This window comes from Type-E symbiont of Plautia stali, from assembly GCF_059731115.1.
This window is the reverse complement of sequence record NZ_AP035907.1, coordinates 156,880-183,152: the sequence shown is the minus strand read 5'-3', so window position 1 is coordinate 183,152 and position 26,273 is coordinate 156,880. Positions and strand designations below refer to the sequence as shown.

At 51.2% G+C, this 26,273-nt stretch carries 24 protein-coding genes and 1 pseudogene; 16 read left to right on the top strand and 9 right to left on the bottom strand.

All coding sequences use genetic code 11. The features are described from left to right. Positions 1-12 precede the first annotated feature (12 nt). Positions 13-1,794: a thiamine pyrophosphate-requiring protein gene (locus AC6I8L_RS20740; protein ID WP_479401718.1), complete on the bottom strand. Its 1,782-nt coding sequence runs from the start codon at positions 1,792-1,794 to the stop codon at positions 13-15. Positions 1,795-2,011: 217 nt separating this feature from the next. Continuing rightward, positions 2,012-2,533, bottom strand: coding sequence for a type 1 glutamine amidotransferase domain-containing protein (locus AC6I8L_RS20735; protein ID WP_058960710.1), 522 nt, complete (start codon positions 2,531-2,533; stop codon positions 2,012-2,014). 482 nt (positions 2,534-3,015) lie between these two features. Between AC6I8L_RS20735 and AC6I8L_RS20730 the strand changes: the two genes are divergently transcribed. The 8 genes and pseudogenes from AC6I8L_RS20730 to AC6I8L_RS20695 all read left to right on the top strand — a co-directional run bounded on the left by AC6I8L_RS20730 (position 3,016) and on the right by AC6I8L_RS20695 (position 10,159). Continuing rightward, positions 3,016-4,026, top strand: a complete 1,011-nt coding sequence (locus tag AC6I8L_RS20730) for a TIGR04086 family membrane protein (protein ID WP_058960711.1) — start codon at positions 3,016-3,018, stop codon at positions 4,024-4,026. Positions 4,027-4,432: 406 nt separating this feature from the next. Further along, positions 4,433-6,697: pseudogene (gene katE, locus AC6I8L_RS20725) on the top strand (catalase HPII). A 637-nt stretch (positions 6,698-7,334) separates the two neighbouring features. Further along, a complete protein-coding gene (gene ycgZ, locus AC6I8L_RS20720) occupies positions 7,335-7,580 on the top strand; it encodes a regulatory protein YcgZ (RefSeq protein ID WP_058960712.1) in 246 nt (81 codons plus the stop codon). A gap of 58 nt (positions 7,581-7,638) precedes the next feature. Continuing rightward, positions 7,639-8,013: a hypothetical protein gene (locus AC6I8L_RS20715; protein ID WP_153012299.1), complete on the top strand. Its 375-nt coding sequence runs from the start codon at positions 7,639-7,641 to the stop codon at positions 8,011-8,013. 57 nt (positions 8,014-8,070) lie between these two features. Beyond that, a complete protein-coding gene (locus AC6I8L_RS20710) occupies positions 8,071-8,334 on the top strand; it encodes a biofilm development regulator YmgB/AriR family protein (RefSeq protein WP_058960713.1) in 264 nt (87 codons plus the stop codon). 223 nt (positions 8,335-8,557) lie between these two features. After that, positions 8,558-8,920 carry a hypothetical protein gene (locus AC6I8L_RS20705; RefSeq protein WP_058960714.1) on the top strand — a complete coding sequence of 121 codons (363 nt, stop codon included), beginning with the start codon at positions 8,558-8,560 and terminating at the stop codon, positions 8,918-8,920. Between the two features lie 481 nt (positions 8,921-9,401). Beyond that, on the top strand, positions 9,402-9,692 hold the full coding sequence (locus AC6I8L_RS20700) for a hypothetical protein (RefSeq protein WP_058960715.1): 291 nt from the start codon (positions 9,402-9,404) through the stop codon (positions 9,690-9,692). A 260-nt stretch (positions 9,693-9,952) separates the two neighbouring features. Further along, positions 9,953-10,159 (top strand): hypothetical protein, encoded by a 207-nt coding sequence (locus AC6I8L_RS20695; protein ID WP_058960716.1) that lies wholly within the window; start codon positions 9,953-9,955, stop codon positions 10,157-10,159. Between the two features lie 563 nt (positions 10,160-10,722). Here the strand turns inward: AC6I8L_RS20695 and AC6I8L_RS20690 are convergent. Then, positions 10,723-10,971, bottom strand: coding sequence for a hypothetical protein (locus AC6I8L_RS20690; RefSeq protein ID WP_058960717.1), 249 nt, complete (start codon positions 10,969-10,971; stop codon positions 10,723-10,725). A gap of 330 nt (positions 10,972-11,301) precedes the next feature. On the opposite strand from AC6I8L_RS20690, the gene chaB reads away from it, so the two are divergent. Further along, positions 11,302-11,535, top strand: a complete 234-nt coding sequence (chaB, locus tag AC6I8L_RS20685) for a putative cation transport regulator ChaB (RefSeq protein WP_058960718.1) — start codon at positions 11,302-11,304, stop codon at positions 11,533-11,535. A 203-nt stretch (positions 11,536-11,738) separates the two neighbouring features. Here chaB and AC6I8L_RS20680 read toward each other — a convergent pair whose 3' ends face one another. The 3 genes from AC6I8L_RS20680 to AC6I8L_RS20670 all read right to left on the bottom strand — a co-directional run bounded on the left by AC6I8L_RS20680 (position 11,739) and on the right by AC6I8L_RS20670 (position 14,830). Continuing rightward, positions 11,739-12,020, bottom strand: a complete 282-nt coding sequence (locus AC6I8L_RS20680) for a hypothetical protein (RefSeq protein WP_058960719.1) — start codon at positions 12,018-12,020, stop codon at positions 11,739-11,741. A 719-nt stretch (positions 12,021-12,739) separates the two neighbouring features. After that, positions 12,740-13,729 carry an aldo/keto reductase gene (locus AC6I8L_RS20675; protein ID WP_058960720.1) on the bottom strand — a complete coding sequence of 330 codons (990 nt, stop codon included), beginning with the start codon at positions 13,727-13,729 and terminating at the stop codon, positions 12,740-12,742. A 189-nt stretch (positions 13,730-13,918) separates the two neighbouring features. After that, on the bottom strand, positions 13,919-14,830 hold the full coding sequence (locus tag AC6I8L_RS20670) for a LysR family transcriptional regulator (protein WP_058960721.1): 912 nt from the start codon (positions 14,828-14,830) through the stop codon (positions 13,919-13,921). A gap of 106 nt (positions 14,831-14,936) precedes the next feature. On the opposite strand from AC6I8L_RS20670, the gene AC6I8L_RS20665 reads away from it, so the two are divergent. The 3 genes from AC6I8L_RS20665 to AC6I8L_RS20655 all read left to right on the top strand — a co-directional run bounded on the left by AC6I8L_RS20665 (position 14,937) and on the right by AC6I8L_RS20655 (position 17,909). Beyond that, on the top strand, positions 14,937-15,440 hold the full coding sequence (locus AC6I8L_RS20665) for a cyclophilin-like fold protein (RefSeq protein WP_058960722.1): 504 nt from the start codon (positions 14,937-14,939) through the stop codon (positions 15,438-15,440). A gap of 37 nt (positions 15,441-15,477) precedes the next feature. After that, positions 15,478-16,590, top strand: coding sequence for an alpha/beta hydrolase (locus AC6I8L_RS20660; protein ID WP_058960723.1), 1,113 nt, complete (start codon positions 15,478-15,480; stop codon positions 16,588-16,590). Positions 16,591-16,694: 104 nt separating this feature from the next. Next, positions 16,695-17,909: an MFS transporter gene (locus AC6I8L_RS20655; protein ID WP_058960724.1), complete on the top strand. Its 1,215-nt coding sequence runs from the start codon at positions 16,695-16,697 to the stop codon at positions 17,907-17,909. Between the two features lie 145 nt (positions 17,910-18,054). On the opposite strand, the gene AC6I8L_RS20650 is transcribed toward AC6I8L_RS20655, so the two are convergent. After that, positions 18,055-18,597, bottom strand: a complete 543-nt coding sequence (locus tag AC6I8L_RS20650; protein WP_479399993.1) for a TetR/AcrR family transcriptional regulator — start codon at positions 18,595-18,597, stop codon at positions 18,055-18,057. A 133-nt stretch (positions 18,598-18,730) separates the two neighbouring features. Between AC6I8L_RS20650 and AC6I8L_RS20645 the strand changes: the two genes are divergently transcribed. From AC6I8L_RS20645 to AC6I8L_RS20630, 4 genes are all read left to right on the top strand, one after another. After that, positions 18,731-19,822 (top strand): alkene reductase, encoded by a 1,092-nt coding sequence (locus AC6I8L_RS20645; protein ID WP_058960725.1) that lies wholly within the window; start codon positions 18,731-18,733, stop codon positions 19,820-19,822. Positions 19,823-19,896: 74 nt separating this feature from the next. Beyond that, positions 19,897-20,679, top strand: a complete 783-nt coding sequence (locus AC6I8L_RS20640) for an SDR family NAD(P)-dependent oxidoreductase (RefSeq protein WP_058960726.1) — start codon at positions 19,897-19,899, stop codon at positions 20,677-20,679. 132 nt (positions 20,680-20,811) lie between these two features. After that, positions 20,812-21,630, top strand: a complete 819-nt coding sequence (locus tag AC6I8L_RS20635) for an oxidoreductase (protein WP_058960784.1) — start codon at positions 20,812-20,814, stop codon at positions 21,628-21,630. Further along, on the top strand, positions 21,631-22,653 hold the full coding sequence (locus tag AC6I8L_RS20630) for an NADP-dependent oxidoreductase (protein WP_058960727.1): 1,023 nt from the start codon (positions 21,631-21,633) through the stop codon (positions 22,651-22,653). Positions 22,654-23,179: 526 nt separating this feature from the next. Here AC6I8L_RS20630 and AC6I8L_RS20625 read toward each other — a convergent pair. Both AC6I8L_RS20625 and AC6I8L_RS20620 read right to left on the bottom strand, forming a co-directional pair. Further along, positions 23,180-24,490: a c-type cytochrome gene (locus tag AC6I8L_RS20625; RefSeq protein ID WP_058960728.1), complete on the bottom strand. Its 1,311-nt coding sequence runs from the start codon at positions 24,488-24,490 to the stop codon at positions 23,180-23,182. Position 24,491: 1 nt separating this feature from the next. Beyond that, positions 24,492-26,264 (bottom strand): GMC family oxidoreductase, encoded by a 1,773-nt coding sequence (locus AC6I8L_RS20620; protein WP_058960729.1) that lies wholly within the window; start codon positions 26,262-26,264, stop codon positions 24,492-24,494. Positions 26,265-26,273 lie beyond the last annotated feature (9 nt).

Sequence of the window (26,273 nt, the reverse complement as noted above, 5' to 3'; positions counted from 1 at the left end):
GACCGCCTTTCGTTACCTTTTTTTTGAAAACAGCTGGCTTGCCGTATCTTTGAGTATCTGCGAGGTTCCCTGATCGCCCTTTGCCATCGATGACATAAAGGCTTTAGCCTGTTTAAAGGTGATATGCGGTGGGAGCGGAGCCACTTCGGGGTCAGTTTTGACCTCCAGCAATACGGGGCGATCTGCGCTTAGCGCACGTTGCCAGGCGCTGGCCAGCTGTTCCGGGTTGTCGACATAAATGCCCACCAGCCCCAGTGATTCAGCAAACTCAGCGTATTTCACATCAGGCAATTGTTGCGTGGCTTTGAAGCGGGGATTCCCCTCCATGACGCGCTGCTCCCAGGTTACCTGATTCAGATCCTGATTATTGAACACGCAGACAATCAAACGGCTATCCGTCCACTGCTGCCAGTATTTCTGGATGGTAATCAGCTCTGCCATGTTGTTCATCTGCATGGCACCATCACCCACCAGCGCGACAACCGGGCGTTCAGGGTGCGCAAATTTGGCCGCGATCGCATAAGGAACGGCTGCGCCCATGCAGGCCAGCCCCCCTGACAGCGTAGCCCGTTGTCCCTGCTTCACGCGATAATCGCGCGCAAACCAGTTTGCACAGGATCCGGAATCAGAAGTGACGATAGCGTTATCCGGCAGCTGCGGAGACATCTCCCATACCACCCGCTGGGGATTGACGGGATTGGCTGGTGCCAGCGCTCGCTCTTCCATCTGCTTCCACCAGTCCTGAACCTGCACCGCAATCTCTTCCTGCCAGCTGCGATCCTCTTTGTGATCCAGTAATGGCAGGAGTGCTCGCAGGGTTTCAGCTGCATCGCCGTTAAGATTCACCTCACAGGGATAGCGTAAGCCGAGCATGGCCGGGTCGATATCGATTTGCACGGCACATGCCTGCCCCTCTTTTGGCAGGAACTCCGTCCAGGGAAAACCGCTGCCAATCATCAGCAGCGTGTCGCAGTTCTGCATCAACTCCCAGGAAGGTTTAGTGCCCAGCAGACCTATCGAGCCGGTCACAAAAGGGGCGTCATCGGGCAGGACATCTTTGCCCAGTAACGCTTTGGCGACGCCTGCACCCAGTTGATTTGCCGCCTGCACGACTTCAACCGCCGCGCCGCGTGCGCCAGAGCCAATAAGGATTGCCACTTTACTACCCGCATTGAGTACATCGGCGGCGCGCTGCAAATCGGCTTCATAGGGCATAATTTTGGGGCGATGATAGCCACTGCCTGAATGGGTAAACCCGTGCAGATGAGGCGGTGACTGCCACTCTTCATCCTGTATATCTTTCGGGATGATCAGCACGGCAACGCCGTTCTGCGCTTTGGCAATACGCACGCCACGATCGACGAGATGCCGCACCTGACCCGGTGCAGCCGCTTCCTGTACAAAATTCGCCACATCCGCAAACACGCGATCCAGGTTCATCTCCTGCTGATAGCTTGCGCCTCTCGCCGTTGCCTCTGCCTGCCCGGCAATGGCCAGTACAGGAGCATGATCCATTTTGGCATCATAAAGCCCGGTTAAAAGGTGGGTCGCACCCGGCCCGCCCGTGGACAGGCAGACGCCAATCTCGCCGGTAAACTTAGCGTGACCGGCGGCCATAAAGGCCGCCATTTCCTCGTGGCGCACCTGAATAAACTCAATGCCATCGTCCTTTTCATTTGCGCGTTGTATCGCACCCAGCACCCCATTGATTCCGTCCCCCGGGTAACCGTAAATGCGCGTCACGCCCCACTCTTTCAGGCGCTGGACAAAAAAATCGCTGGTCTTGATGCTCATCGTTTTCATCCCTCTTTATTCATGCAATTCGTGAGGAGAGTTAGCAAAAAGTTGTCGGGTTTCCCCCATCATTCAAAGCATTGGTTCGCATTGAAGCGCTAAACTCTGAGAAAGATTTATCTGGCAAACGTTGACCGGTATTAACCAGTCTGCTTCGGAAGGGATGTGACCGCTCTGTAAAGCGGCCACCTGACAAATAGCAGGATGAAGATGTCTCTCAGGCCGCATTGAGAATGCGCAGCGCTTCCCGATTGAACGCAGGTAGATCATCCGGCGTACGGCTGGTGACCAGTTTATCGTCATCCACAACGACTTCTTTGTCATAAAAGTCAGCACCTGCATTACGCAGATCAATAGCGATGGCTTTTACACTGGTCATCTTGCGGCCGCGCACACCATTAGCACTGATAAGCAACTGAGGTCCATGACAGATGGCAAACACCGGTTTGCCGCTGGCAACAAATTCTTTGGTGAAATTCACGAAACGATCATCACCGCGCAGTGAGTCAGGTGAGTGACCGCCAGGCAAAAGTAAGGCATCAAATTCTGCAGGAGTAACGTGATCGATGTCCCTGTCGATTTTGACTTCCGCCTTACCCTGTTTACCTTTCACAACCTTCCCCGCCTGCATCTCAATAGTCACGACTTCGTGGCCGGCTTTGGCATAGGCATCGGCGGGTGAGGTGAACTCTGAGTCTTCGAATTCATCGGTGATCAGGACAGCTATTTTCTTACCCATATGTTTCTCCTTGCGGTTAAAAACGCTCAGCGTTTGGGGCTCGGTTAACCCAATAAGTCTGGTCGCCATGGCATAAAACACAAGCCAGGCGGTTGGTGCTAAGCAGAAGAAAATGAAGGAGAGGAAAATTACAGACACCTAAACACAACGAGTCATCAGATATTTATGCAGGATTTAACAACCGTTTATGTATCCATGGCAAAATTCATCACTGAAACTGTAAACAGCATTTTGATGAGCTGCCTTGTAAAGGTTAGCTCTGTTTTCATGTTAAGAGTCGTAAAGGAAAAGAAATATACGCTCTAAGTATCCCGCCTCATCGAGATTTTGTTAGATGCGCCTTACAAGATTGTTAACCGTCTCGTTTAATGCAGATCAATCCCCAAAATAAACTTGGTGAGCTTTTTATTTAGTGACTACGCTAAATCATAACGTCTGTTTCGTGATGTTGGATAATTATCATAAATTACCGGAGAAATATCATGGCTGAGCCTTGGGTAAATGATGGTGCAATCGTCACAGATTCTTATGGCGGCCTGCCGCTGAAACGTATCTCATGGAGCGCGGTATTTGCGGGTGTTATCGCCGCGCTTATTGTTCATATTTTATTAGGATTACTCGGCACTGCGATTGGTGCTTCTGTCATTGACCCTCAACAGGAACGCAATCCGCTTGAACATTTAGGGACGGGTGCGCTGATATGGACCGGTGTCAGTATGCTTATCGCCATCATTGCCGGCGGTTACGTCGCTGGCAGACTGGCTCAACGTGAGGGCGCACTACACGGTTTATTGATGTTTGGCGTCAGTACACTTATCACCCTCTGGCTGGCATTTTCACTGGCAACTGGGATTATCGGAGGCGCATTTAATATCCTGGGTGCCGGAGCCAGTGCGCTAGGCAGTGGTGTTTCGGCCGTTGCCCCGTCTGTCGGGAACATGGCCAAAGAGAAACTTCAGGAGAATAATATTAATTTAGATTCGCTCCAGAATGAGTTACAGGCCACCCTCCGTCAGACAGGTAAACCTGAACTTCAGCCGGATAAGCTTCAGCAGGATGTGAACAGTGAGGCAAATAGCGCACAAGATCAGGCTAAACAAACGGCTCAGAACCCGCAAAATGCGGATAACGATATCGTGAACTGGATCCGTGGGGTTATTAATCGTCATTCAGACACCCTTCAGGCTGCCGACCGGGATGCGCTCAAAAACATTATCAAAGCCCGTACAGGTAAGAGTGATCAGGAAGTTGAGCAGATCGTTAACCAGACGGTTGAGAGTTATCAGAAAGCCATGGCACAGTTTCAGCAACTAAAACAGCAGGCTGAGCAGAAAGCCCGTGAAGCTGCAGAGAAAGCCGCCGCTGCAACCGCCAGAGCCAGCTGGTTCACCTTCTTCGTATTGATTATTGAGGGCGTGCTGGCTGCTGTATTCGGACGCATTGGCAGACGCACACAACCCCATACCGTCTTGGCCAGCGAAAGATCTCTCTGACAAAGTGGGGGTTGATGTATTGTTTAAATAATTAGAGCATCCTGATAAACAACATGCCGTCATGTGCAGTAAAAACACATGGCGGCATGTGAGTGAAATCTATACCGCTTGATTCGCAAGTCAATGAATCTCTCTGGAGAAAAGTTGAGCAATAAAATTTCTCGTTTCGCTTTGTGAATTAAAGCGAAACGAATTAACGAACCTTCTCATATATTAATCGATGGAAAATACTCTCTTCCCTCCGCCTTTAACTTAAACCGAAGCGATCTTTCTGCCCCCTGCATTAAGGTGAAAGAAGCCATGGTAATAAGCAAAGCGCGAGAAAAGCATTCACTTAAAATTCCCCGCTCTTCGTTTTGACCTGTATTAATTAGGGTCATTCAATTAATGAAATGGGAATATAGCAATGTCGAAGCCAGTAAAAAATAAAGAATTGACTCATCAGGCTCCTTCAAAGGGGCCAGAGTCGTCGCAGCCTTCCCGTGGATCTCTGGCACCTGCAGATGGTTCACATCAGCCTGCAGCAGAACCTACACCACCCGGCAAACAACCTACTGCCCCCGGAAGTTTAAAGGCGCCTGATACCCAGAACAACAAACTAAAGCAACTTGAGGTTCACAGATAAAATGGCGCTGATCAGTCGCTGACCACAAATCAGGGAACAAAGATTGCAAACGATCAAAACTCTTTACGCGCGGGAGCACGAGGGCCGACCCTGCTTGAAGATTTTATTATGCGAGAGAAAATCACGCATTTTGATCACGAACGCATCCCGGAGCGCATCGTGCATGCGCGTGGTTCGGCAGCGCACGGATATTTACAACCTTACCGCTCATTGAAAGATCTGACCAAAGCGCATTTCCTGTCCGACCCAGACCAAATCACACCTGTCTTCGTGCGTTTTTCAACGGTTCAGGGCGGTGCAGGATCGGCTGATACCGTGCGCGATATACGTGGTTTTGCCACTAAGTTTTATACCGATGACGGTGTATTTGATTTAGTCGGAAACAACACTCCCGTGTTCTTTATCCAGGATGCCCATAAATTCCCTGATTTTGTGCATGCCGTAAAACCCGAACCACACAATGAAATTCCTCAGGGTCAAAGCGCACACGACACCTTCTGGGACTATGTCTCCCTGCAGCCTGAAACCTTACATAACGTTATCTGGGCGATGTCCGACCGTGGTATCCCACGCAGCTACCGCACCATGGAAGATTTCGGTATCCATACTTTCCGTCTGATCAATGCAGAGGGGAAAGCGACCTTTGTCCGCTTTCACTGGAAACCTGTTGCAGGAAAAGCGTCATTACTTTGGGACGAGTCACAAAAACTGACCGGGCGCGATCCTGATTTTCACCGACGCGATTTGTGGGAAGCCATTGAAGCCGGCGATTTTCCGGAATATGAGTTAGGCCTGCAACTCATTTCCGAAGAAGACGAATTCAGTTTCGATTTCGATATCCTGGATGCCACCAAACTGATTTCGGAAGAGCTGGTGCCGGTGGAAATTGTCGGCAAGATGGTGTTGAACCGCAATCCCGATAACTTCTTTGCTGAAACCGAACAGGTGGCCTTCCACCCCGGACATATCGTACCAGGCCTGGACTTCACCAACGATCCTTTATTGCAGGGCAGACTTTTCTCCTACACAGATACCCAGATCAGCCGCCTGGGCGGACCTAACTTCCACGAAATTCCTATTAACCGCCCGGTTTGCCCCTATCATAATTTTCAGCGGCAGGGCATGCATCGTCAGGACATCGACGCCAATCCGGCAAATTACGAACCTAATTCGATTAATGATAACTGGCCGAGAGAAACGCCGCCGTCAGCCGAAAGTGGCGGGTTCGAGAGCTTTCAGGAGCGCGTGGAAGGCCATAAAGTACGCGAGCGCAGTCCTTCCTTTGGCGAGTATTACTCTCAGCCTCGATTGTTCTGGTTAAGTCAGACGCCTGTCGAGCAACAGCACATCATTGGGGCCTACTCCTTTGAAATGAGTAAAGTCGCCCGTCCCTACATACGTGAGCGCGTGATAGACCACCTGTTGAATATCGATATTGCACTCGCTCAGGGTGTGGCTGATAACCTGGGGATTGCACTGACTGCAGATCAGTTAAATACCCCACCCGCTCCCGACGTCCACGGTCTGAAAAAAGATGACAGTCTGAGTTTGTATGCCGTGCCAGGTGGGGAGATAAAAGGTCGGCAGGTTGCCCTGCTGTTGAGCGATGGGGTGAAGTCGGCTGATGTACTGGCCGTGTTGCAGTCGCTTAATGCGGCGGGTGTACATACAAAATTGCTGGCTCCCCATATGGGTCAGGTGGTGGCGGATGACGGTTCAATTTTGCCCGTTGATGCCACGTTTGCCGGATTGCCGTCGCTGACGTTTGATGCCGTTTTTGTGCCAGACGGTAACATTGATGCGCTGCTGTTAAGTGGCGACAGCCGCTACTATCTGCTGGAAGCTTACAAGCACCTGAAAGTCATTGGCCTGAGTGGCGAGGCCAGGCGATTCAAAACACAGTTCGCCTTGCAGGACGATGAAGAAGAGGAAGGTATTGTTGATGGTCTGAAAGCAGACAGCGCGATGATGGGTGCTTTTATTGATGCAATGAAAGCCCATCGGGTCTGGGCAAGGAGTCAAAAAGCGCTATCAGTACCGGCTTGATCAGGCGGATTAAAGTCACATTCTGAGTTTCCCTTGGAGGGCTTAACTCATTTATTACTGGAAATGCCTGACGAAGGACCCCTGTCGAGTCGAAGTTTCTTGTATCAATGTGTTAAGCGGTTTTCATTTAGAAAGCTCAAACAGAAATGTGGACTTCGTAGTTAGATTGTCGTCAGACACCAGCCGGGAAAACTTTCTTAGCTGGTGCTGACAATTCGCTTTATCCGAATACTCCAGCATAAGCGCCAAAAGAACAAATACCACAAAGGATAACGGATACCACGGCGGCTGATAGCGTGTAGTTTTTCATTTCCTGACCTCATTTTTACGTTTAAAACCTTAGTTTGGCAGGAAATTCCATTCTGTAAACCTGAGAATTTTTTCCAGGAAAAATCCTTATCTTCATACCTCATCAGTTTTCATAATTTGGCCGAGTGAGCGTCAACTTCTTGATTGATTTAAAGTGTGATTGAAAAGTATGTCTGGCTTAGCTATCCATGGCCCTGAACATTAAACCCTGTGTAAATAACTTGTTTTCAAAGGAAGCAAAAACCACGGGACTACTAATTCTTGTACAAGTTCTAGAAAGCGTGTACAACTTTTAAGTCGCTTGAATTTATCATTGGAGGATCAACAAATGCGCCAGAATCGTTCTGCTTCGATCTCTTCTGAAGCCATTAATCAGTATTTCAGTAAAGCCTCTTTGCCATCTCAGCAGGAATCGCTTGGACTAATTGTGGTGGAGATCCTGAAGGAAGGTCGCAATCTGAACCGCAAGTCACTTTGTAGCAAACTGCTTCATCGTCTTGAACTCTCTTCATGCGCTGAAGAAGAACGTCATTACCACCAGTTGATTGGCCTCCTCTTAGACCGGGAGGGTTGAAATCGGCGACCCAGACGATGACACCTGTGGCGGTGTAATGCCCCCATCAGGTGTTGTTGTGATCATCAGCATTACGCACTTCGGCCAAACATGTCATCTTCACACCGTGATCGAAGCATCTTGCAGTAAAGAGAAACCTATGAACAGAAGTGACCAGCAGAAAGCTATTGACGAAATTATCGGAGAAGCAGCATTTGCATTACTACAGCGGCCTGGACGCATATCCCTGCGAGCTTTGATGGATCAGCTGAATTCAATGCAAAGATTATCAGAGGATGCTGACAGGCAGGCGCTGATTGCGCTTTCCATAACCGATATCAGAAAACACCGTTCTGAGGGTGATGCGCATATGAGGGAGCACAATGAAGGATCCGACAAGGTTCGCGCCTTATTTTCAGGCTCTGGCGTCCCAGGAAATAACAGTAAGCATTGAAGCCTTATTTTAGGTCTGATCATTAACTCCTATCCATCAAGCACGGAACGAATAAGAATGCCAACGCCAGATGATATTTTTAGCGTGATTACCGACATTGAACTGGCTGAACGCTTTCGCAATGCGGGAAATGACATCAAGGATGAATCGGCCGTACTCGGATTTGTCATTCGAAGCCTCCTTCAGTCGGGAGAACAGGTGACCCGTAAAGCTATTATTCTCAGCCTGATTGGTGCACTGGAAAGCGTGCAAGGTACACCACAGGCTGACGTTTTACGAAGAACGCTTGAGATTGTTGTCGGATGTAACGCTGAGGACTAGATACTCTTTAGGGTGCTTATTGAAGAGAGGTATTAATCAGAAAGTGGCGCTGCGACAATTCAATCAGGCTTTCTCGCGTAAAACTGAAATTGAGCTATGTTTTGTAATATGTCTTTTTTAAGCGCAGCGTTATAAGTGGTCAGCGGTGCAGCAGCTGGCCGGTAACCATCATGTTGTGGGTCGTCTGCTGTTTCCAACGCATCGGATAACGTCAGGAGAGCCCATGCACAATCAACTTCTCAGCTTTGACGCCGTGTACCGAATGGTGCGTCAACATAGCCTTATCGAATTTCCACAGCATGCTGAATGTAGCTCGCAGAAAACGGTCAACGCCTATCTCAAATCTTCAGGGTCATCTTTGCACGCACCTGGTCCCGGTCTTAACTTCAGCCATCGCACTGGAGACGTCATTTCAGAGTTCGACCATTTTATCATCACCGATAAAAACCGGGAGGCGCTGTACGCAGACATTGCAGACATGGTGCGCTGGCTGAGGGACAACGGTTACCTGCTGCGCAGCTTAGAAGATGAATTATGTTTCTACCCTACCGATAAACTTCTTCGAACAAGTTCACTCGTCTTCTGATTTTCACCGTGAAGAATTTTAAATAGCCAACGCGGCTGCCGACGCGGCTGAAAAGCCGCAGTGCAGCTGCCCTAATCTTCTGAATACCAGAAGGTTTATCTGTTCTTAGCCTTGCGCTTAAGTTGCTTTTCATCATGAGTTTATCCGGAAGCTTGCACCTGCCCCAGCCAAAAAATAACTACGATCACTGAATGATTTCACTTTTCATCGGCAAAAGGTGTTACGCTACTGCTGTCTGAAAAATAGCCAGACCTTATCCTTCAACAGGCTTGTTGCCGACGAATCGATGCGGGTGCAACTTACCTCTCATGAGCTGACCAAGCAGCTTCCACCACTACTCCTAAGTCAAATGAAGCGCGCTCGATAGCGCTGGTGTGCGATAGCTCGCAAGGACACATCACGCCATTTGTCATTTACATTCCAAAATAGCGCAATGTTAATCGCGGACGAGTGACATGCCTTCTGTGTAGTCAGGAATTACATGGCCATATCCAAAGATATCAATGCCAGCAGTAAACACTTCAAGCCGGCCACACTCCCTGTAACCGAGTGTGGAAATCATGTTCCGCTAACGTTACGGCTGAAGTTCACCAGTGCAGTAGAGGCGATCGGCGCAATGTGCCAGGCCGTTCTCAAAACAAGGGGGGTTGTCTCTATACCTGAAGTTCAGCTTATGCTGGCAGTCAGGCTGGAGCTTTGCTCTGAAGAGATCGACAGAAAAATTCTTCAGGAATCCCTGATGCTGCTGGCCGATCAATCTACCTGTAACTGAGAGACTGTAGTCATCTCAGGCACATCGGAAGTGAACGCTTTTCAAAATTTGCTTATAGATCAATATCTCTCTGAGCGACTTACCTCGGGGAGCTATGGACCCATATCCGCTTGCGTCGTGCTCATAGATTTTGAGCGATACCTGTTTGTTTTATGAAAAACGGGTTTCACCTGTTCCTTTTTCAAGCAAATTCTTATTGCAGGTAAGAGGTCTTATCAGTATAAATCCCTGATAATCACATCATATAAAGGGATGTTCCAATGAAAAAACTATACGCAGACCTCTCTTCAGCCCCTCTGTTGACTGGCATAATTGGTGAGGCGGTGCTGGAGCTTGTTGAACGCAGCATGAATATTAGCCGGGATAGCATCATAGCTATGCTTGAAAAGAAAAAGCGTGAGAGCACTATTCCGGCGATTATTCGCGTAACTGAGGATGCTCTTTTCTGGATGCGCAAAGGAAGCTAAAGCTGATAAAGACTTGCGTGCTAAGTGGAATATAGTGAGTGATTCCTCTTAAACCTTGTAAGTATTTTAAAGACAGCCGGAAAAAATTTTTTGATGCGGGTATTGGTCTTGTAAGACGTCAAAACGTATCGGCTGTCTATACCAGGCTTAGATGATTATGCGAACCCTCTGATGCAGCGAAGTATAAAGTTTCACGCTAATGGCATGATTTCATTTCGACATGAGTTTACTTTTCATGGTGACTCTATCTGATAAGGGAACCGGAGCAGAAAAACCGAAAGAGGGGTTTGCCTGAGTACCCCCTGAAACTCATGCACGACCCGGCACCGCCCCTGACGTAACTTCACATCAACGATAATGGTGACAGCAGAAGGCAAAGGTTGGTCTGTAGAGGCAAACTGCTTTCCCCTGAATTCAGCCAACTGCTCACTGGTTACTTAAAACTTATCATGGATTGCGGCACCAAATATGAGTTGTGGTTAAATCCTGAGCATGAGTAATTCAGCACCGCCCGCTTCCTAAATTTTCATACAGGCAAATACATTCGATTTGCTCGTTCAAAGTCAGGAAGCTAATTTCTTTCCGAACCTTTTGTTTCTCTTTTCGGTTATCTGGTCCAGCTCCAACTGGAGCTGCTCATGTTCACGATTGGCTTCCGACAAACGTCTCGCATGCAGCAGAGATTTGCCCGCTGCGACCTCCTGTCCTGTAAGAGAACGAATGATCAAGCCGACTTCCTGCAAATAGGATTCAAGCGTTTCAATCTGGTTTTCGATATCAAAACGGGTACGTCTTTTAGTGGTGCGAAGCATAGTGAAGTCCAGCGCAGAAGCAAAGGTCGCCCAAACATTAGATAATAGTTTACAAATCTCTGAACTGCCATCATACCTCTGTAGCCAGAATCAGATCATGTTATAAGGTTTGCCAACACTCCCCTGTATGGAGATAGTCGTGATGACTAATCCAGCAGGGCATGCTTCTTAATTTCAATTTCGAATTGTTTAGCAGCGGGCGTTTTGGCGCGATGTGCATTGCCTGAAAATATTCGATCGCTCTGCATCATTCACGCGCCTCGCTTAAATGAACATTGAAATTTTTCGCATGTGAACCAGACTTAAGTCTTAAATTACAGGAGGGCAACTATGCCGTATAAATCACGAGATTCCCTGCCAGAGAGCGTCAGGAGCGTACTACCTGCTCATGCGCAGGATATATATCAAGCAGCTTTTAACAGTGCCTGGGATGAGTATAAGGATAAAAAAGACCGCAAGGATGACAGCTCCCGGGAAGAGGTTTCACATAAAGTTGCCTGGGCTGCAGTCAAGAATACGTACGAAAAAGGCAATGATGACAGATGGCATAAGAAGAAATCCTGACAAAACCCTCACCGGCAATTGATTGATCAATCCTCGCGGAAGGTTGGGTTCAGACAGGGTCAGGTTTTGCTGTATAGCCGCTTATGGAGACTTATTTGCCATTGAGCAACCAGATTGTATATTGGGAGTTTCACTGAAACGCTCTGAAAGAAGCCCCGTTGCTTTCGTGCCTGCTAACTGCGGATGCCGTAGCCCCCTGGAGATCAGCCAGCTTCGCCACGCAATCGGTGACGATAATGTTTCAGGACAACGTTTGTGACAATCTGTCCGTACACAAAGCCGCCCAGCCCGGACATGATTACGGAGCCGGCAATACCAAAAAAATACGCTCCTGAGTAGCCGAAGGCCCCGCAGACGATGAGGCCCGCCCAGGTCTGCCAGTGACGAAAAGCTGATTTATATGCCTCCCGCCATCGTCTTCCGCGCTCCCACAAGTCTAGGTCGGCCAGTTCGGGTATGGATTTCAGGGTCCAGAAGATCTTCACGTGTTCTCCTTTCACAAATAGCATAAATGATAATAATTATCATCTTCACGTCAAGGTTTTAAACCTTTTAACCCCATCACTCTCAAAGTCGAGATCCTGAACGACAGGAGGAAAGCTCAGGCTTGGACGACTTACTTAATCGAGTCTGAAATTGGACCCGGTTTAGCAGAATCAACGCCGGGAGTCTAAAAAACAGGCGATTAACGATTGTGACAATACTAAATTCTGAAGGCATCCGAATTTCCACCATTTGTCTGCCTGACCATTGTTTTGCCATCAGACCCACGCCCATCGTGCAGAGACGCATCTGTTTCCCTATAGCTCAGTCCGGCTTTCAATCCTGCTCGCACAGGAGACAAAGATAGGTGAACAACCTTAGAAGTGAATGGCAGCTATGTGCTGTGAGTTCAATGGCTCGATGCAACGCTATCCTTAATCAAGGGGGGACGTTGCCATGAAACGAAGAACTCGGATTAACTACACGCCAGAGCAGAAGGCGATTATCTGGGACAGATATAAGCAAGGTGATTCTCTGCATGATATCGTCTTTAATATGCTAGCCGGCGCCAGATGGCAACGGCATTAGCAGAGGTCATCACGGCGCTCTGATAGCGCGAAGGTTGATATGTTCAACGTTTGTCGCAGGTCCGGACCAACCCGCAAGGCTTATCCGGCAGATCTGCCGGATAAGTCGCACACACCGTAATACCTTACAGCGTTTACCAGGCGTAAGCCCCCGGCGCTTCACCACCAGGACCCGGCCAGATGGCATCGAGTTCGGTCAGCACCTTTTTTGAAAGCTTAAGTTCAACGGCCTTGAGATTTTCCTGCAATTGATCAGCAGTTCGCGGACCGCTGATCACCGAAGCCACTGCCGGATTGTGCAGGAGCCAGGCCAGCGCAACCAGTGCCGGGGACTCACCCAGTTCTACACACAAGGCTTCCCAGGCCTGCAGTTGCGGGCGGCGTGCCTCGATTTGCGCCAGCAAGCCTGGCGTGGCGCGCCGCCCCTCAGAAATCTTTTTCAGCACGCCTCCCAGCAGCCCCATTCCTACAGGACTCCAGGTGATTAGCCCAACGCCAAAATGGCGCAGTGCCGGAATGACTTCCAGCTCAATGGTACGCTGCGTCAGGTTGTAGAGACTCTGTTCCGAGGCCAGTCCCAGCAAATTGCGCGAGGCGGCCGAGCACTGTGCGGTAGCGATATCCCAGCCGGCAAAGTTGCTGCTGCCTGCATAGGTGATCTTGCCTTCCCTGATCAGTTGCTCAAATGCCTGCCAGATTTCTTCCCACGGCGTTGAACGATCAATATGATGCATCTGATAAAGATCGATGTGGTCTGTTTTAAGGCGACGGAGGCTGGCTTCACATGCCCGGCGAATGTGATACGCCGATAAATACTTATCGTTAGGTCCAGTATCCATAGGCTGATAAACCTTGGTGGCCAGCACAATTTTATCGCGACGGGACTTATCCTGCGCCAGCCAGTTGCCAATAATCTCCTCGGAAGTGCCATAACCTTTGGCCATGTCCGGTGACTGCGGGTCGCCATAAACGTCGGCCGTGTCAAACAGGTTAATACCGGCGTTAAGAGCAGTATCCATGATTCTGAAGCTATCCTGCTCGTTGGTCAGTTCACCAAAGTTCATACAGCCGAGCGTGATCGGGCTGAGTTTCAGGCCAGTGCGTCCCAGATGGTTATAGTTCATTACTTGGATCTCCATGGTTTTGTTTACAGCTGAGCGGAGATTTTTGCAGGACCACATTAGCCTGACTAGCTGATGAATACTTAAAGAGTTTATTAGTAAAGCTAATCAATATGTTTAAGGTATTGTTTTAAAAATCAAAATAAAACGATTTAGCATAAATGCTTAAAACCAAATGAAGACGTCTGCAGGTTATAGTTTCGTTCCGGCTGGTCTTGTATACCGTAAGGCGTCTACAACCAGCCGGAAAGCCGGCGAAGGCTGTCGGCGGCTTGGATAATACAAAAAATATCCCGGGAATGGATCGCACCAGTCTTCAAGCACGCGGACCAGTCGTCCCTCTTCAATATGCGGCGCAAACTCTTCTTCCGGCAGCGAGGCGATACCTGCCCCCATCAGCGTTGCCTCAACCATGGGTGGAGTCGTGTTAAAAATCAGCTGCCCTTCTACACGCACGCTCTGCAGCCTGCCCTGCCTGATAAAATCCCAGGTGTATATTCCCCCGCTGGACTGCATACGCATATTGATGCAGTTATGTTTCAGCAGATCGTGAGGCTTTTCAGGACGGGGGTACTTCTCAAAGTACTCAGGTGAGGCGGCAACGGCGACGCGCACAGGCGGGCCTATCGGTACTGCAATCATGTCTTTGTCGATGGTATCACCCAGTCGCACCCCCATATCAAAACGATCCGCCACGATATCGCGGAATCCATAGTTAATATCGTACTCAACGCTGATGTCCGGATATTCACTTAGTAGTGGCGTGATTTTCGGTAACAGCAGCGTTCGCAGTACATGGTCTCCGCAGGTAATGCGTACCGTTCCTCCAGGCTTATCACGCATTTCAGTCAGCTCGTCCAGCTCGGATTCAATTTCATCAAACCGGTGCCCGATGGTGTTCAGCAGGCGCTCGCCAGCAGCGGTCGGAGAAACACTGCGCGTGGTGCGGTTCAACAACCGTATTTCCAGTTGTGCTTCAAGCCCGTTAATCGCCTGGCTCAGCGCCGACTGCGTCACGCCCAGCAAAGCCGCTGCACGGGTAAAACTCCCCTCGCGCGCAATAGTCACGAAGTACATCAGGTCGTTAAGGTTTCGTCTGGCCATGGTGCTCAGCTTCCGGTCAAAAGTCATGATTAATTAGCATAACTTATAAGGCTATTCAGTATAAATAAGCTAGTCACGTCGAGCAGCATTACGGATGATAACTGCCATGAAAACGACCAAAAACGCACTTCAATGGCCGCACGGACTCATCATTCTGATCGCCGTGCTGATACTGGCTCCAGCCGCATGGGCACAGAAAAGTTCCGGTTCGCTGGCGCAGTCTGCGCCGCATCGTACACAAGCAAAGGGCGACACTATGAAGATTAGACTGATTGTTGGTAAGAAAACTGCCGTTGCCACCCTGTATGACAATGCCACCGCCAGAGACTTTGGTTCGATGCTTCCGCTTTCTCTCACGATGAATGATTACGACACCATTGAGCGCATGTCCGACCTGCCGCTCAAGCTCGTTACTGAGGGCGCGCCGGACGGTATGACGCCGGTGGCGGGAGAGCTGACCCATTATGCGCCCTGGGGTAACCTCGCCATCTTCATCAGGCCGCGAACCTGGTCGCGCAATCTTCTGCCGCTGGGAAAAATCGATCAGGGTCTGGACATCCTCTCACAGCCCGGCCCCTACAATCTGCGCATTGAGCGAATTGAACCCTGAACCTCACTTTTACTTTTACGCGAAAGGATGATCTGTCATGACCAGAAACGTTGATGACCGTGATGTGAAACTGCCCGGTGAACCGGACGCACACCGACGTACCCTGCTTAAGCTGACTGCCGCCGGCATTGCGGCCGCGGGCGTCAGCGTTATGTCCCCTGCTGCGGCACAGGAGCAGAAGGGCCTTACGCTCACAGACAAGTGGGATAAAGTCTTTCCGAAAAGCGACCGGATTGAACATCGCAAAGTGACGTTCAGCAACCGTTACGGCAACACGCTTGCCGCAGATATTTATCAGCCAAAAAATATCACCGGAAAACTCCCCGCTCTTGCGGTGGGTGGGCCTTTTGGTGCCGTTAAGGAGCAATCATCCGGGCTTTACGCGCAGACCATGGCAGAACGCGGTTTTATCACCCTGGCGTTTGACCCTTCTTACACCGGTGAGAGCGGAGGAGAGCCGCGTAATGTGGCTTCACCGGATATCAGCGTAGAAGATTTCAGCGCAGCGGTGGATTGCCTGGGCTTGCAGCCGAATGTCGATCAGGCGCGAATTGGTATCATCGGTATCTGCGGCTGGGGTGGAATGGCCCTGAGCGCGGCAGCGGTGGACAAACGAATCAAAGCTGTTGTCGCCAGCACCATGTATGACATGACACGAGTGATGTCCAGGGGATACAACGACAGCGTCACGCCGACACAGCGCGCGCAAACGCTGGAAGCATTAAGCCAGCAGCGCTGGAAAGATGCTGAAGCCGGGAAACCGGCATATCAGCCCCCCTACAATGCGCTCAAGGGTGGCGAGGCACAGTTCCTGGTTGAGTATCACGACTACTACATGACCCCTCGCGGCTACCATCCTCGCGCCGTTAACTCCGGAAACGCCTGGACACAGACCACGCCGCTGCCGTTCATGAACATGCCCATCCTGACCTATATCAGTGAAATTTCGCCGCGGCCCGTGCTCTTTATTCATGGAGAAAAAGCACATTCACGCTATTTCAGCGAAACCGCCTTTGCAGCAGCTGCTGAACCCAAGGAGCTGCTGATCATCCCGGATGCTGTTCACGTCGATCTCTACGACCGGATGGACAAAATTCCTTTCGACAAACTGACGGCTTTCTTCAGGGAAAACCTGGCCGCCACAGCATAAAGCGATCGGGCTGAGCGCCGCTTACATCTCCTCATCATTCATCCTGACCGCGCGGAGGCGATTCAGTGCGCGGTCGCCCATTTTTAAAATATGAAGATTATCCTATGAATTCAGCTCTATCAGAGGCCTCTGAAGGCACTGCAACATCACATGAAGCTCCCTCATCCTGGAGTGGTGTCTTTGCCATGTCAGTCTGCGCTTTTGCGCTAATCAGTTCCGAGTTTCTGCCAGTGAGCCTGCTGACGCCCATGGCATCTGATCTGCAAGTTACCGAAGGCATGACCGGACAGGGGATTGCCATTTCTGGCTTGTTTGCCGTTCTAACCAGCCTGTTTATATCAGCACTCGCCGGGAGCCTTAACCGTAAAACGCTGTTGCTGGCGCTGACTTTTGCCATGGGTGTTTCAGGTGGAACTGTTGCGCTCGCGCCTGACTATCTGACCTATATGTTGGGTCGTGCGCTTATAGGGATAGTGGTCGGCGGCTTCTGGTCGATGTCAGCGGCAACCGCCATCAGAATGGTGCCCAAACGCGACATACCGCGAGCGCTGGCGATGGTGAACGGTGGAAACGCGCTCGCGACCGTTGTGGCCGCGCCGATGGGCGCATGGCTTGGTGCCCTCATAGGGTGGCGTGGCGCTTTCCTGTGCCTTGTTCCGATCTCACTTATTGCTCTGGCATGGCAATGGAATGCGCTACCGTCAATGCCCTCTGCCGCACGTGCACCCGGGGTAGCCAGTGCTTTTAAGGTGTTTACCCTGTTCAGATATCCGGGTGTAGTCGCAGGCATGCTGGCAAGCAGTCTGCTGTTTATGGGGCAGTTTGGCCTCTTTACTTACATACGACCTTTTCTGGAAACCGTTACTGGCGTACACGGAACATACATTTCCCTTGTCCTGCTGGTGATAGGGGCGGCGGGTTTCATCGGCACAATATTAATTGGTCGGGTTCTGCAGCGCGCGTTCTATCCGACGCTAATCGTCATTCCGGCCTTGATGGCTTTTACAGCACTTGCCCTGATTGAATACGGCGATTCTACAGGTTTAGTCGTCGCTCTACTTGCACTCTGGGGCCTGGCAGGGACTTCGGCCCCCGTGGGGTGGTGGGCCTGGATTGCACGGGTCTTCCCGGATGATGCTGAAGCAGGTGGTGGGTTATTTGTTGCCGTTGTGCAGATGTCTATCGCATTAGGTTCAACCGCTGGCGGGTTGCTTTTCGATCACAATGGTTATCGCAGTACCTTTTTTGCCAGTGCTGCAATCCTGGTCGTCTGCGCTGTACTGACTGTTGTAACAGCGCGTAGATCGCCATCCCATTAAGAAATGGTCATGCAAACCTGAGTGTCCGCTTCGTTCAACGCTGTCCTTGGATTCGCCGAGGACTGCTGTGTGCCAGAAGCGGACGTTGGTGATTTATTTATATGCACTGCTGAAAAAAAGCCCCCTAAGCCCAACGCATTCAATCCTAAATGGCTTCATGATTAACAAGACGCGCACGGCAGACATCCAGAATTTCATCCGCCAGAGCGGAATTATCTGGGCAGGCACGAGACAACACCAGTGCACCTACAAGATGGGCGATGGTATCTATCAGGTCAGCGCGCGTGCCATTTTCAGCTCCTAAAACGGCGAGTTGGCGTTCAAGTCCGGCGGCAAATGTCGCCTTGATTGATTCAGACTGACGGGATGTATCGGTGCCCAGTGCTGACATCACGCACCCTTTTCCCATATCATCGCGATGTTGTCGGGAGAGGTAGTATTCAATAAATTTTTCCCGGTCCACACCTGCCGTGCTTTCTGCAGTACGCGTAAATCCGCAGCTCATCGCTTCCGCCATCAGGTCTGCCTTTGAACCAAAGTGCTTGTAAAACCCGCCATGGGTTAAGCCTGCCGCTGACATCAGTTCCGCCACGCCCACGCCATCGTAACCGCGTTCGCGAAAGAGTTCTGAGGCCGTTTCAACAATGCGTCTCCGGTTTTCCCGAACCTGCTCTTTCGACACTTTCATGCTTTCCTGCCCCTCTTAAAAATTGAGTTTAAGTATACATTGATGATGACCGTAATCAAACGAGTTGACATTATAGATTATGATCATCATCATTATATTGACACCTCAACCCACCATTAACGGGCGAATAAGCATGACGAATCAGACATTATTTCAACCCTATGAACTTGGCTCACTAACACTGGCCAACCACATCGTGATGGCACCGCTGACACGTAACCGGGCCGGAACGGGGCTGGTACCGGGCGAACTGGCGGCGACCTACTACGCCCAGCGTGCCACAGCAGGATTGCTGATCACTGAAGCCACGCAGATCTCCGCACAGGCGCAGGGCTATCAGGATACGCCGGGGATCTACACGCAGGCTCAGATCGATGGCTGGCGTAAAGTGACTGACGCGGTGCATGCCAAAGGTGGGCGCATATTTGTACAGTTATGGCACGTAGGACGAATTTCGCATGTCGATTTACAGCCGGGTGGCGCTGCACCGGTCGCTCCGTCAGCCATTCGCGCCGAGACAAAAACCTTTGTGAACAATGGCTTTGCTGATGTTTCTGAGCCACGTGCGCTGGAGTTGCAGGAAATACCGGGGATTATTGACGATTTCAGAACGGCATCGGCCAATGCCATTGCCGCCGGCTTTGACGGCGTAGAGATTCACGGCGCGAATGGTTATCTACTGGAACAGTTCCTCAAAGATGGCGCAAATCAGCGAACTGATGAATACGGCGGCTCTGTTGAGAATCGTGCGCGCCTGCTTCTGGAAGTCACGGCGGCTGTAAAAGATGAGATTGGTGCTGACCGCACCGGCGTACGTATTTCACCGGTTTCTCCTGCTAATGCGATTTCGTGCAGTGATCCGCAGCAGCAATATGATTACGTCGCTGACCAACTCAGCGCATTAGGCATCGTGTACCTCCATGTAGTTGAAGGTGCGACGGGCGGCCCGCGTGATGTATCCCCGTTCAATTACGACTCCCTGCGCCGGCGTTTTAAAAACACCTACATTGGCAACAATGGCTATGACCTGGAACTGGCGTCCGCTCAGCTTGCGCAGGGTAAAGCCGATCTGTTCGCGTTTGGTCGCCCGTTCATCTCCAACCCCGATCTGGTCGAAAGGCTGAAGACGGGCGCACCTCTGGCCTCAATCAATCCTGAAACACTTTATGGCGGTGGCGCAGCGGGATATACCGATTACCCGTCGCTGACTGAGACCAGTAAGTAAAGCACCGGTGTGACGGTTCTTCATACATCGCACATGGCGAATTCTGTTTACACTTTAATAAAGAAGATCAAATTATGACTAAAGCTTCAGTTCTCATTACAGGCGCATCCACGGGTATTGGTGCGGTTTACGCTGAACGGTTCGCCCGCCGGGGCCACGACCTGGTTTTGGTTGCGCGCGACAAAACGAAGTTAGAAATACTGGCCGATCGTCTGCGACAGGAAAATGGCATTTCTGTAGATGTTTTGCCTGCTGACCTTACGCAAACGAGCGATTTAGCTGTGGTCGAAGCTCGCCTGCGTGAAGACGCGCAGATTGGCATTCTTATCAATAACGCGGGTATTGCACAGTCCGGCAGTTTTACAGAGCAGACACCTGATTCAATAGAAAGCCTTATCGCGCTTAATGTTACTGCGCTGACGAGACTTGCCAGTGCCGTGGCACCACGCTTTGTGCAAGCGGGCGAGGGATCGATCGTCAACATCAGTTCCATCGTCGGACTCGCCCCAGAATTTGCCATGACGGTTTACGGCGCCACCAAAGCCTTCGTGCTTTTCCTGTCTCAGGGAATGAATGTCGAGCTGTCATCTAAAGGCATTTATATCCAGGCGGTGCTCCCTGCCGGCACTTACACGGAAATCTGGGACCGTGCGGGTATCGACATCACTAACTCGGCAAAATTCATGGAAGTGGGCGAATTAGTGGATGCCGCACTGGTAGGTTTTGACCGCCGTGAACGGGTCACCATTCCGCCTTTACATAATGCTGCCCGCTGGGACACCCTGGATGCTTCGCGTCAGGCTCTGCTTTCAGACATCAAACAAGATGAATCCGCAGAACGATATAAATCACTGTAATCAATGAGGTGTCCTGTGCAGAACGGTCTTCCGGCTGTTCTGCACAGCGGTAAATCCGACATAAATCAATTACAGCCTGTCGTCTCATCAGCGATGAGAAACCTGAAACATCTCATGAAGGCCTTATTCAGCATGGCAAAAAAACGTGTTGCACTGGTTACCGGCGCGTCCTCGGGTATCGGCGAAGCGTCTGGTCATAAACTTTTAGCCGCAGGATTTACGGTATATGGTACGAGCCGGCGTGGCGCTCAGGCGGGAAAGCATCCATTTCCTTTACTGGCGCTGGATGTGACGGACGACGCTTCTGTCGAGGCCGCCATTGAGGAGCTGTTGCGTCTGGAGGGGCGAATCGATGTTCTGGTTAATAATGCGGGCTTTGGGGTTGCTCCTGCGGCGGCGGAAGAGAGTTCTGTCGAACAGGCCAAACACATTTTCGACACCAACTTTTTGGGCATCGTCAGGTTGAGCCGCGCAGTGATCCCTCATATGCGCCGTCAGGGCAGCGGGCGCATCATCAATATCGGTTCGATACTCGGCATCGTTCCGTTGCCGTATGTGGCACTTTATGCTGCCAGTAAGCATGCGGTCGAAGGGTATACCGGAGCACTGGATCATGAACTGCGCACACAGGGCATCAGAGTGTGTGTCATCGAACCTGCCTACATGAAAACACAGTTTGAAGCCAATAATATCGAAGCGGATGCAAAGCTTCAGGAGTATGACCAAATCCGGGCTAAGCTGACGAAAGTGGTGAGCAAAGCAATAGCTGAGGCGGAAAGTCCGGAGGTGGTGGCTGACGTGGTGGTTAAAGCTGCTCAGACTTTACGCCCGAAGGTGCGCTACACGGCGGGAAGGCTGGCAGGTCAATTGAATTTTATTCTCAGATTCGCCCCTGCGTCATTCCTGGATAATGTGGTGCGCAAAAGTCTTCAGCTTGATGCGAAAAAATAAATGAAGAATAAGACGATGAAAGCACTTACGTTTAAACGCTATGGTAAATTCCCTGAGCTGGGATTCGATAACATCGATTGCCCTTCCCCCGATGATAATGAAATCCTGGTAAAAGTTTTCGCTGTGGGTCTGAACCCGATTGATAACATGATCCCAACCGGAATATTCAAACCGGTTTTGCATTTTAAACTCCCCGCCATTTCGGGAAGCGACTTAGCCGGGGTTGTCATCGCCGTGGGGAGTCGAGTGATGCGGTTCAAGCCAGGTGACGAAATTTTCGCCAGCACTTTCGACACGGGAATAGGTTCTCTTGCGGAGTTTGCAGTGGTACAAGAGAGCGCAGCAGCCATAAAACCCACGAACCTGGATTTCGTGCAGGCGGCTTCGCTCCCGATGGTGAGCCTCACATGCTGGCAGGCGCTGACAGAGCGAGCCGGGTTGCAGCCTGGTCAGAAGGTCTTCATCCCGGCAGGTTCAGGGGGGATTGGCAGTTTTGCCATCCAACTGGCGAAGCACCTTGGCGCACAGGTGGCCACGACAACCAGCACAGACAACGCCGGGTGGGTGAGTCATCTTGGCGCAGACGAAGTGATTGATTATAAAAAGCAGGAATTTGAAAACGAGCTGAGCGGCTACGATGTGGTTCTCGGCACTATCAGAGGCGATTCAATTGAAAAATCCACTCAAATTCTCAAGCCGGGTGGAAAGATTGTTTCTCTCATCGGTCCATTAGATGCTGCGTTCGCCCGGTCGCGGAGACTAAACGTCCTGCTGCGTTTAGTTTTCGGGCTGATGAGCCGCAAGATCATACGTCTTACAAAAAATCGAGGCCTCACTTATTCATTTCTTTTTGTCCGTCCTGATGGCGATCAGCTCGCCCAAATCGGCAAACTCATTGAGGCGGAACAAATCAGGCCGGTGATCGACAAGGTATTCCCTTTTATAGAAGCAAAGGAAGCTCTTGCCTATTTGGGTCAGGGACACGCGAAGGGCAAAGTAGTCGTTAAGATGCAGGAGTCATAACAAATGAAATTTGAATCTGTTTAAAGAATATCGAAAGAAAAACGCCACTAATTTGACGATATATCAAGGGCATGTTGTCTGCTAAATTTATGGCCGTGAATGTCCGCTATTCGCTCACAGCGGACCTCCTGCCAGACAGGCTTTGCGTGCTGCCCATTCCCTGGACGCATTAGCCTCTCCTGAAACGCTCCGATATCTCATAGTCAGCGTGGGCATGATGGTTATGTCCCGTATTGATTTAGCGTGCATATGAGCACTTTTCCGCCCGATGTTCAGGCAGTTAGCCAGTTTTAATCCCCATTGCTATGGTGTTTGGTGTGATTTACGCGCTGACAGACCTGTACAACGATGACCGAAGCGCAAGATGAACAACGCTCGTGCATTAACAGAACGGAAGGTCAGATCCGCCAGAATTTAAGAATTCATTTTGGGGAAGAATTTTGGAGGAGTTTTGGGGAAGGATTTTGGAGGAGTTTTGGGGAATGATTCAGGCCGCCCGTCCGGACGGCCTGTGATTCAGACCTGATTAATGCGCGGCCATCTGCGGAGGCAGGCGCAGCAGGGCTCGCTTGTCTGCCACCTCATCCGGTGTCACCGGTTTTGCGGCATTGCCCCAGCTGTTACGCAGGTAGGTTGCCACGGCTGCCACCTGTTCGTCCGAAAGCTTCCAGGCAAAGGAAGGCATCGCACCGCTGGTTGGATTACCCGCGGTTACCGCGCCGCGTCCCCCCTGCAACACCGTCGTGATAATGGAAGAGGCATCATCCGCTAACAGGCCAGGGTTATTCGCCAGGCTCGCCGCGAGGTTAGGAATCCCTTTACCGTCGCTGTTATGGCAGGCAGTGCAGTTGGCGGAATAGACATTTTCACCCATCTTCATTTGCCCATTGTCCATCGACAACGGCTGCGGCAACGTCGTGGTTGAGGCAGGAACCTGCTTGAGATACACCGCAATCGCGCGCAAGTCAGCGTCGGTTAAGTGTTGTGTGGAGTTAGTCACAGCTTCCGCCATCGGACCAGACGCGACCGCCACATGGTTACTGCCGAGCTTGAGGTAATCCACCACCTGTTGCTCAGACCAACTTCCGATACCAGTGTGCGGGTTCGGTGTGATGTCGGGGGCATGCCATTCACCCAGATTACCGCCTTGCAGATAATCACTGCTGTCACCGCCAATCAGGTTCTTAGCCGTGTGGCAGGCGGCACAGTGTTCTGGCCCTTCCACCAGATAAGCGCCTCGGTTCCATTCAGCACTTTTACTGCTGTCTGGCTGGAAACCTGCGTTGCGGAAAAACAGCAGGTTCCAGCCCATCATCGCCAGACGAATGTTATACGGGAAGCCCAGGTTAGTTTCCGGCACCTGATAGTGAATTGGCTTAACCGAGCGCAGGTACATCCACAGGTCGTGCATGTCCTGATCCGTCAGCTTCACATAAGCGTTGTAGGGCATCGCAGGATAAAGGTGCTCCCCTTCTTTGCCCTTACCGTGACGGACTGCGCGGAAGAAATCACGCTCCGTCCAGCTACCGATACCGGTTTCGCTATCCGGCGTGATGTTGCTGGCATAAATACCGCCAAACGGCGTGCTGATGGAGTAGCCCCCGGCCAGCGGCAGTTTGCTTTCCGGCATGGTATGACAAGCCGTGCAGTCACTGGCAATCGCCACATAACGTCCGCGCTCAATTGCGGCACTGTCTGCCGCCGTTGGCGGTTGGCTGGTGAGTACGTTGTTGCTGGCGACATCATCCGCGGAGGTATCGCCGTTCATCCACAGCATGCCCGCTGCCACGGCCGCAGCGATCACCGCCACGCCCGCAATGAGTTTGCTCTTTTTCATCTCACACCTTCACCAACGGACCTGGATTTTTCAGGTACTGCTCGATAATGGCTTTCGCCGTCCACAAACTCAGTGCGCCAATCGTGCCCGTCGGGTTGTATCCCGCATTGTTTGGGAAGGAAGACGCCCCCAACACAAACACGTTGTGCGCATCCCAACACTGCTGATAACGGTTGAGCACCGACGTTTTCGGATCGTTGCCCATCACCGCACCGCCAATGGTGTGGTCGCTGGCAAAGTTATACGGCGAGTAAGCCCCCGAAGCTGAGTTGGTGCCGATGACGATTTCCGCGCCCATGGCTTTACCGATCTCGACGCTTTTCTCTTCGATAAATTTCGCTGAACGGCGATCGTTATCGTTGTAGTCGAAGGTGACACGCAGCAGTGCATTGCCGTTGTCATCCTTGTACTCAGGATCAAGGTCAAGATAGTAATCTTCGTGCGAGAAGCTGGTGCCCTGGCCGAAAATGAAGGTGGTGTTCTGGAACGCGTGGGTATAAGCCTTCTTCCACTCTTTACCCCAGCGTGGTGAGCCCGGCGGCAGTGCATCGGCGTTGCCGATAGGACGCGCGCCACGCGCCACGACCAGAATCCCTGCGCCACCGATAAAGCCCAGACCGGTATGGTCAAAGTTATCGCCGTTCCAGTCGTCCACCTGCGAAGAAAGGGCTCCGGCACCGATATACTGATTCAGATTTTCATCTTTGAAGTGGATCGCTGCACCCGATACCGTCTGGAAGCTGTAGGCGCGTCCTACCACACCGGTTTTGGTCACCGGGTTATAAGGCACCCCAATTTTGGACAGCAGCAGCAGACGCACGTTTTGCATCTGGAAGGCGGACAAGATCACGATGTCTGCGGGCTGTACCCACTCTTTCTTGTTCTTATCGAGATAGGTCACGCCGGTGGCGGTTTTACCGTCTTCCGCTTTATTGACGCGAACCACCGCGGAGTCCGTTAATACCGTGAAGTTCTCACGTTGCATTAACGCTGGGATGACACAGGCGTTAGGGCTGGATTTTGAGAAGTTACCGCAGCCGTAATACAGGCAGTAGCCGCAATAGGTGCAAGGCCCCATACGCACACCCAGTGGGTTAACATAAGCGCGTGACGCCTGGCCAGCGGGAACCATGAAGGGTTTCAAGCCGATCTTCTTCGCGCCTTCGGCAAAAATATCCGTTAGACGCATACTCTCCAGCGCAGGCAAAGGGTATTCGCTTGAGCGGTTGCCCTCGTAAGGGTTGCCGCCTTCAATGACTTCGCCGTTCAGCTTACCGGCCTTGCCTGACACGCCGGCGATCTTTTCAAAGCGATCGTAAAACGGTTCCAGCTCGTCGTAAGTCACTCCCCAGTCTTGCAGAATCACCCCTTTGGCAATCTGCTGTTTTCCATAACGCTTCACTGTCTGGCTGTAAGGCTCGAAATCGAACGGCGTAAAACGCCATGCCATCCCAGCCCAGTGGGTGCCCGAGCCTCCCACGTTGTAACCCAGCTCATTCAGGTTCCACTCGCGAGTTGGCAGGGCCGTTTGCGTGGTGTTATTACGGAAAGTGGTGGTTTCGACGGCGGGCGGCAGCAGCATACTGCGGCGCGTATCCCAGCGCAGTTCATCGGTATCGACCGAGGGGGGAAAATCTGTCGCGGTTTCAAACCACGGGCCACGTTCAATGGCAACGACATTCAGACCAGCGCGGGTCAGCTCTTCGGCGATCAAAGAGCCACACCACCCCAGGCCGACGATGGCGACATCAGCTTTTGGACGGACGTTATTCATAGTTTATTG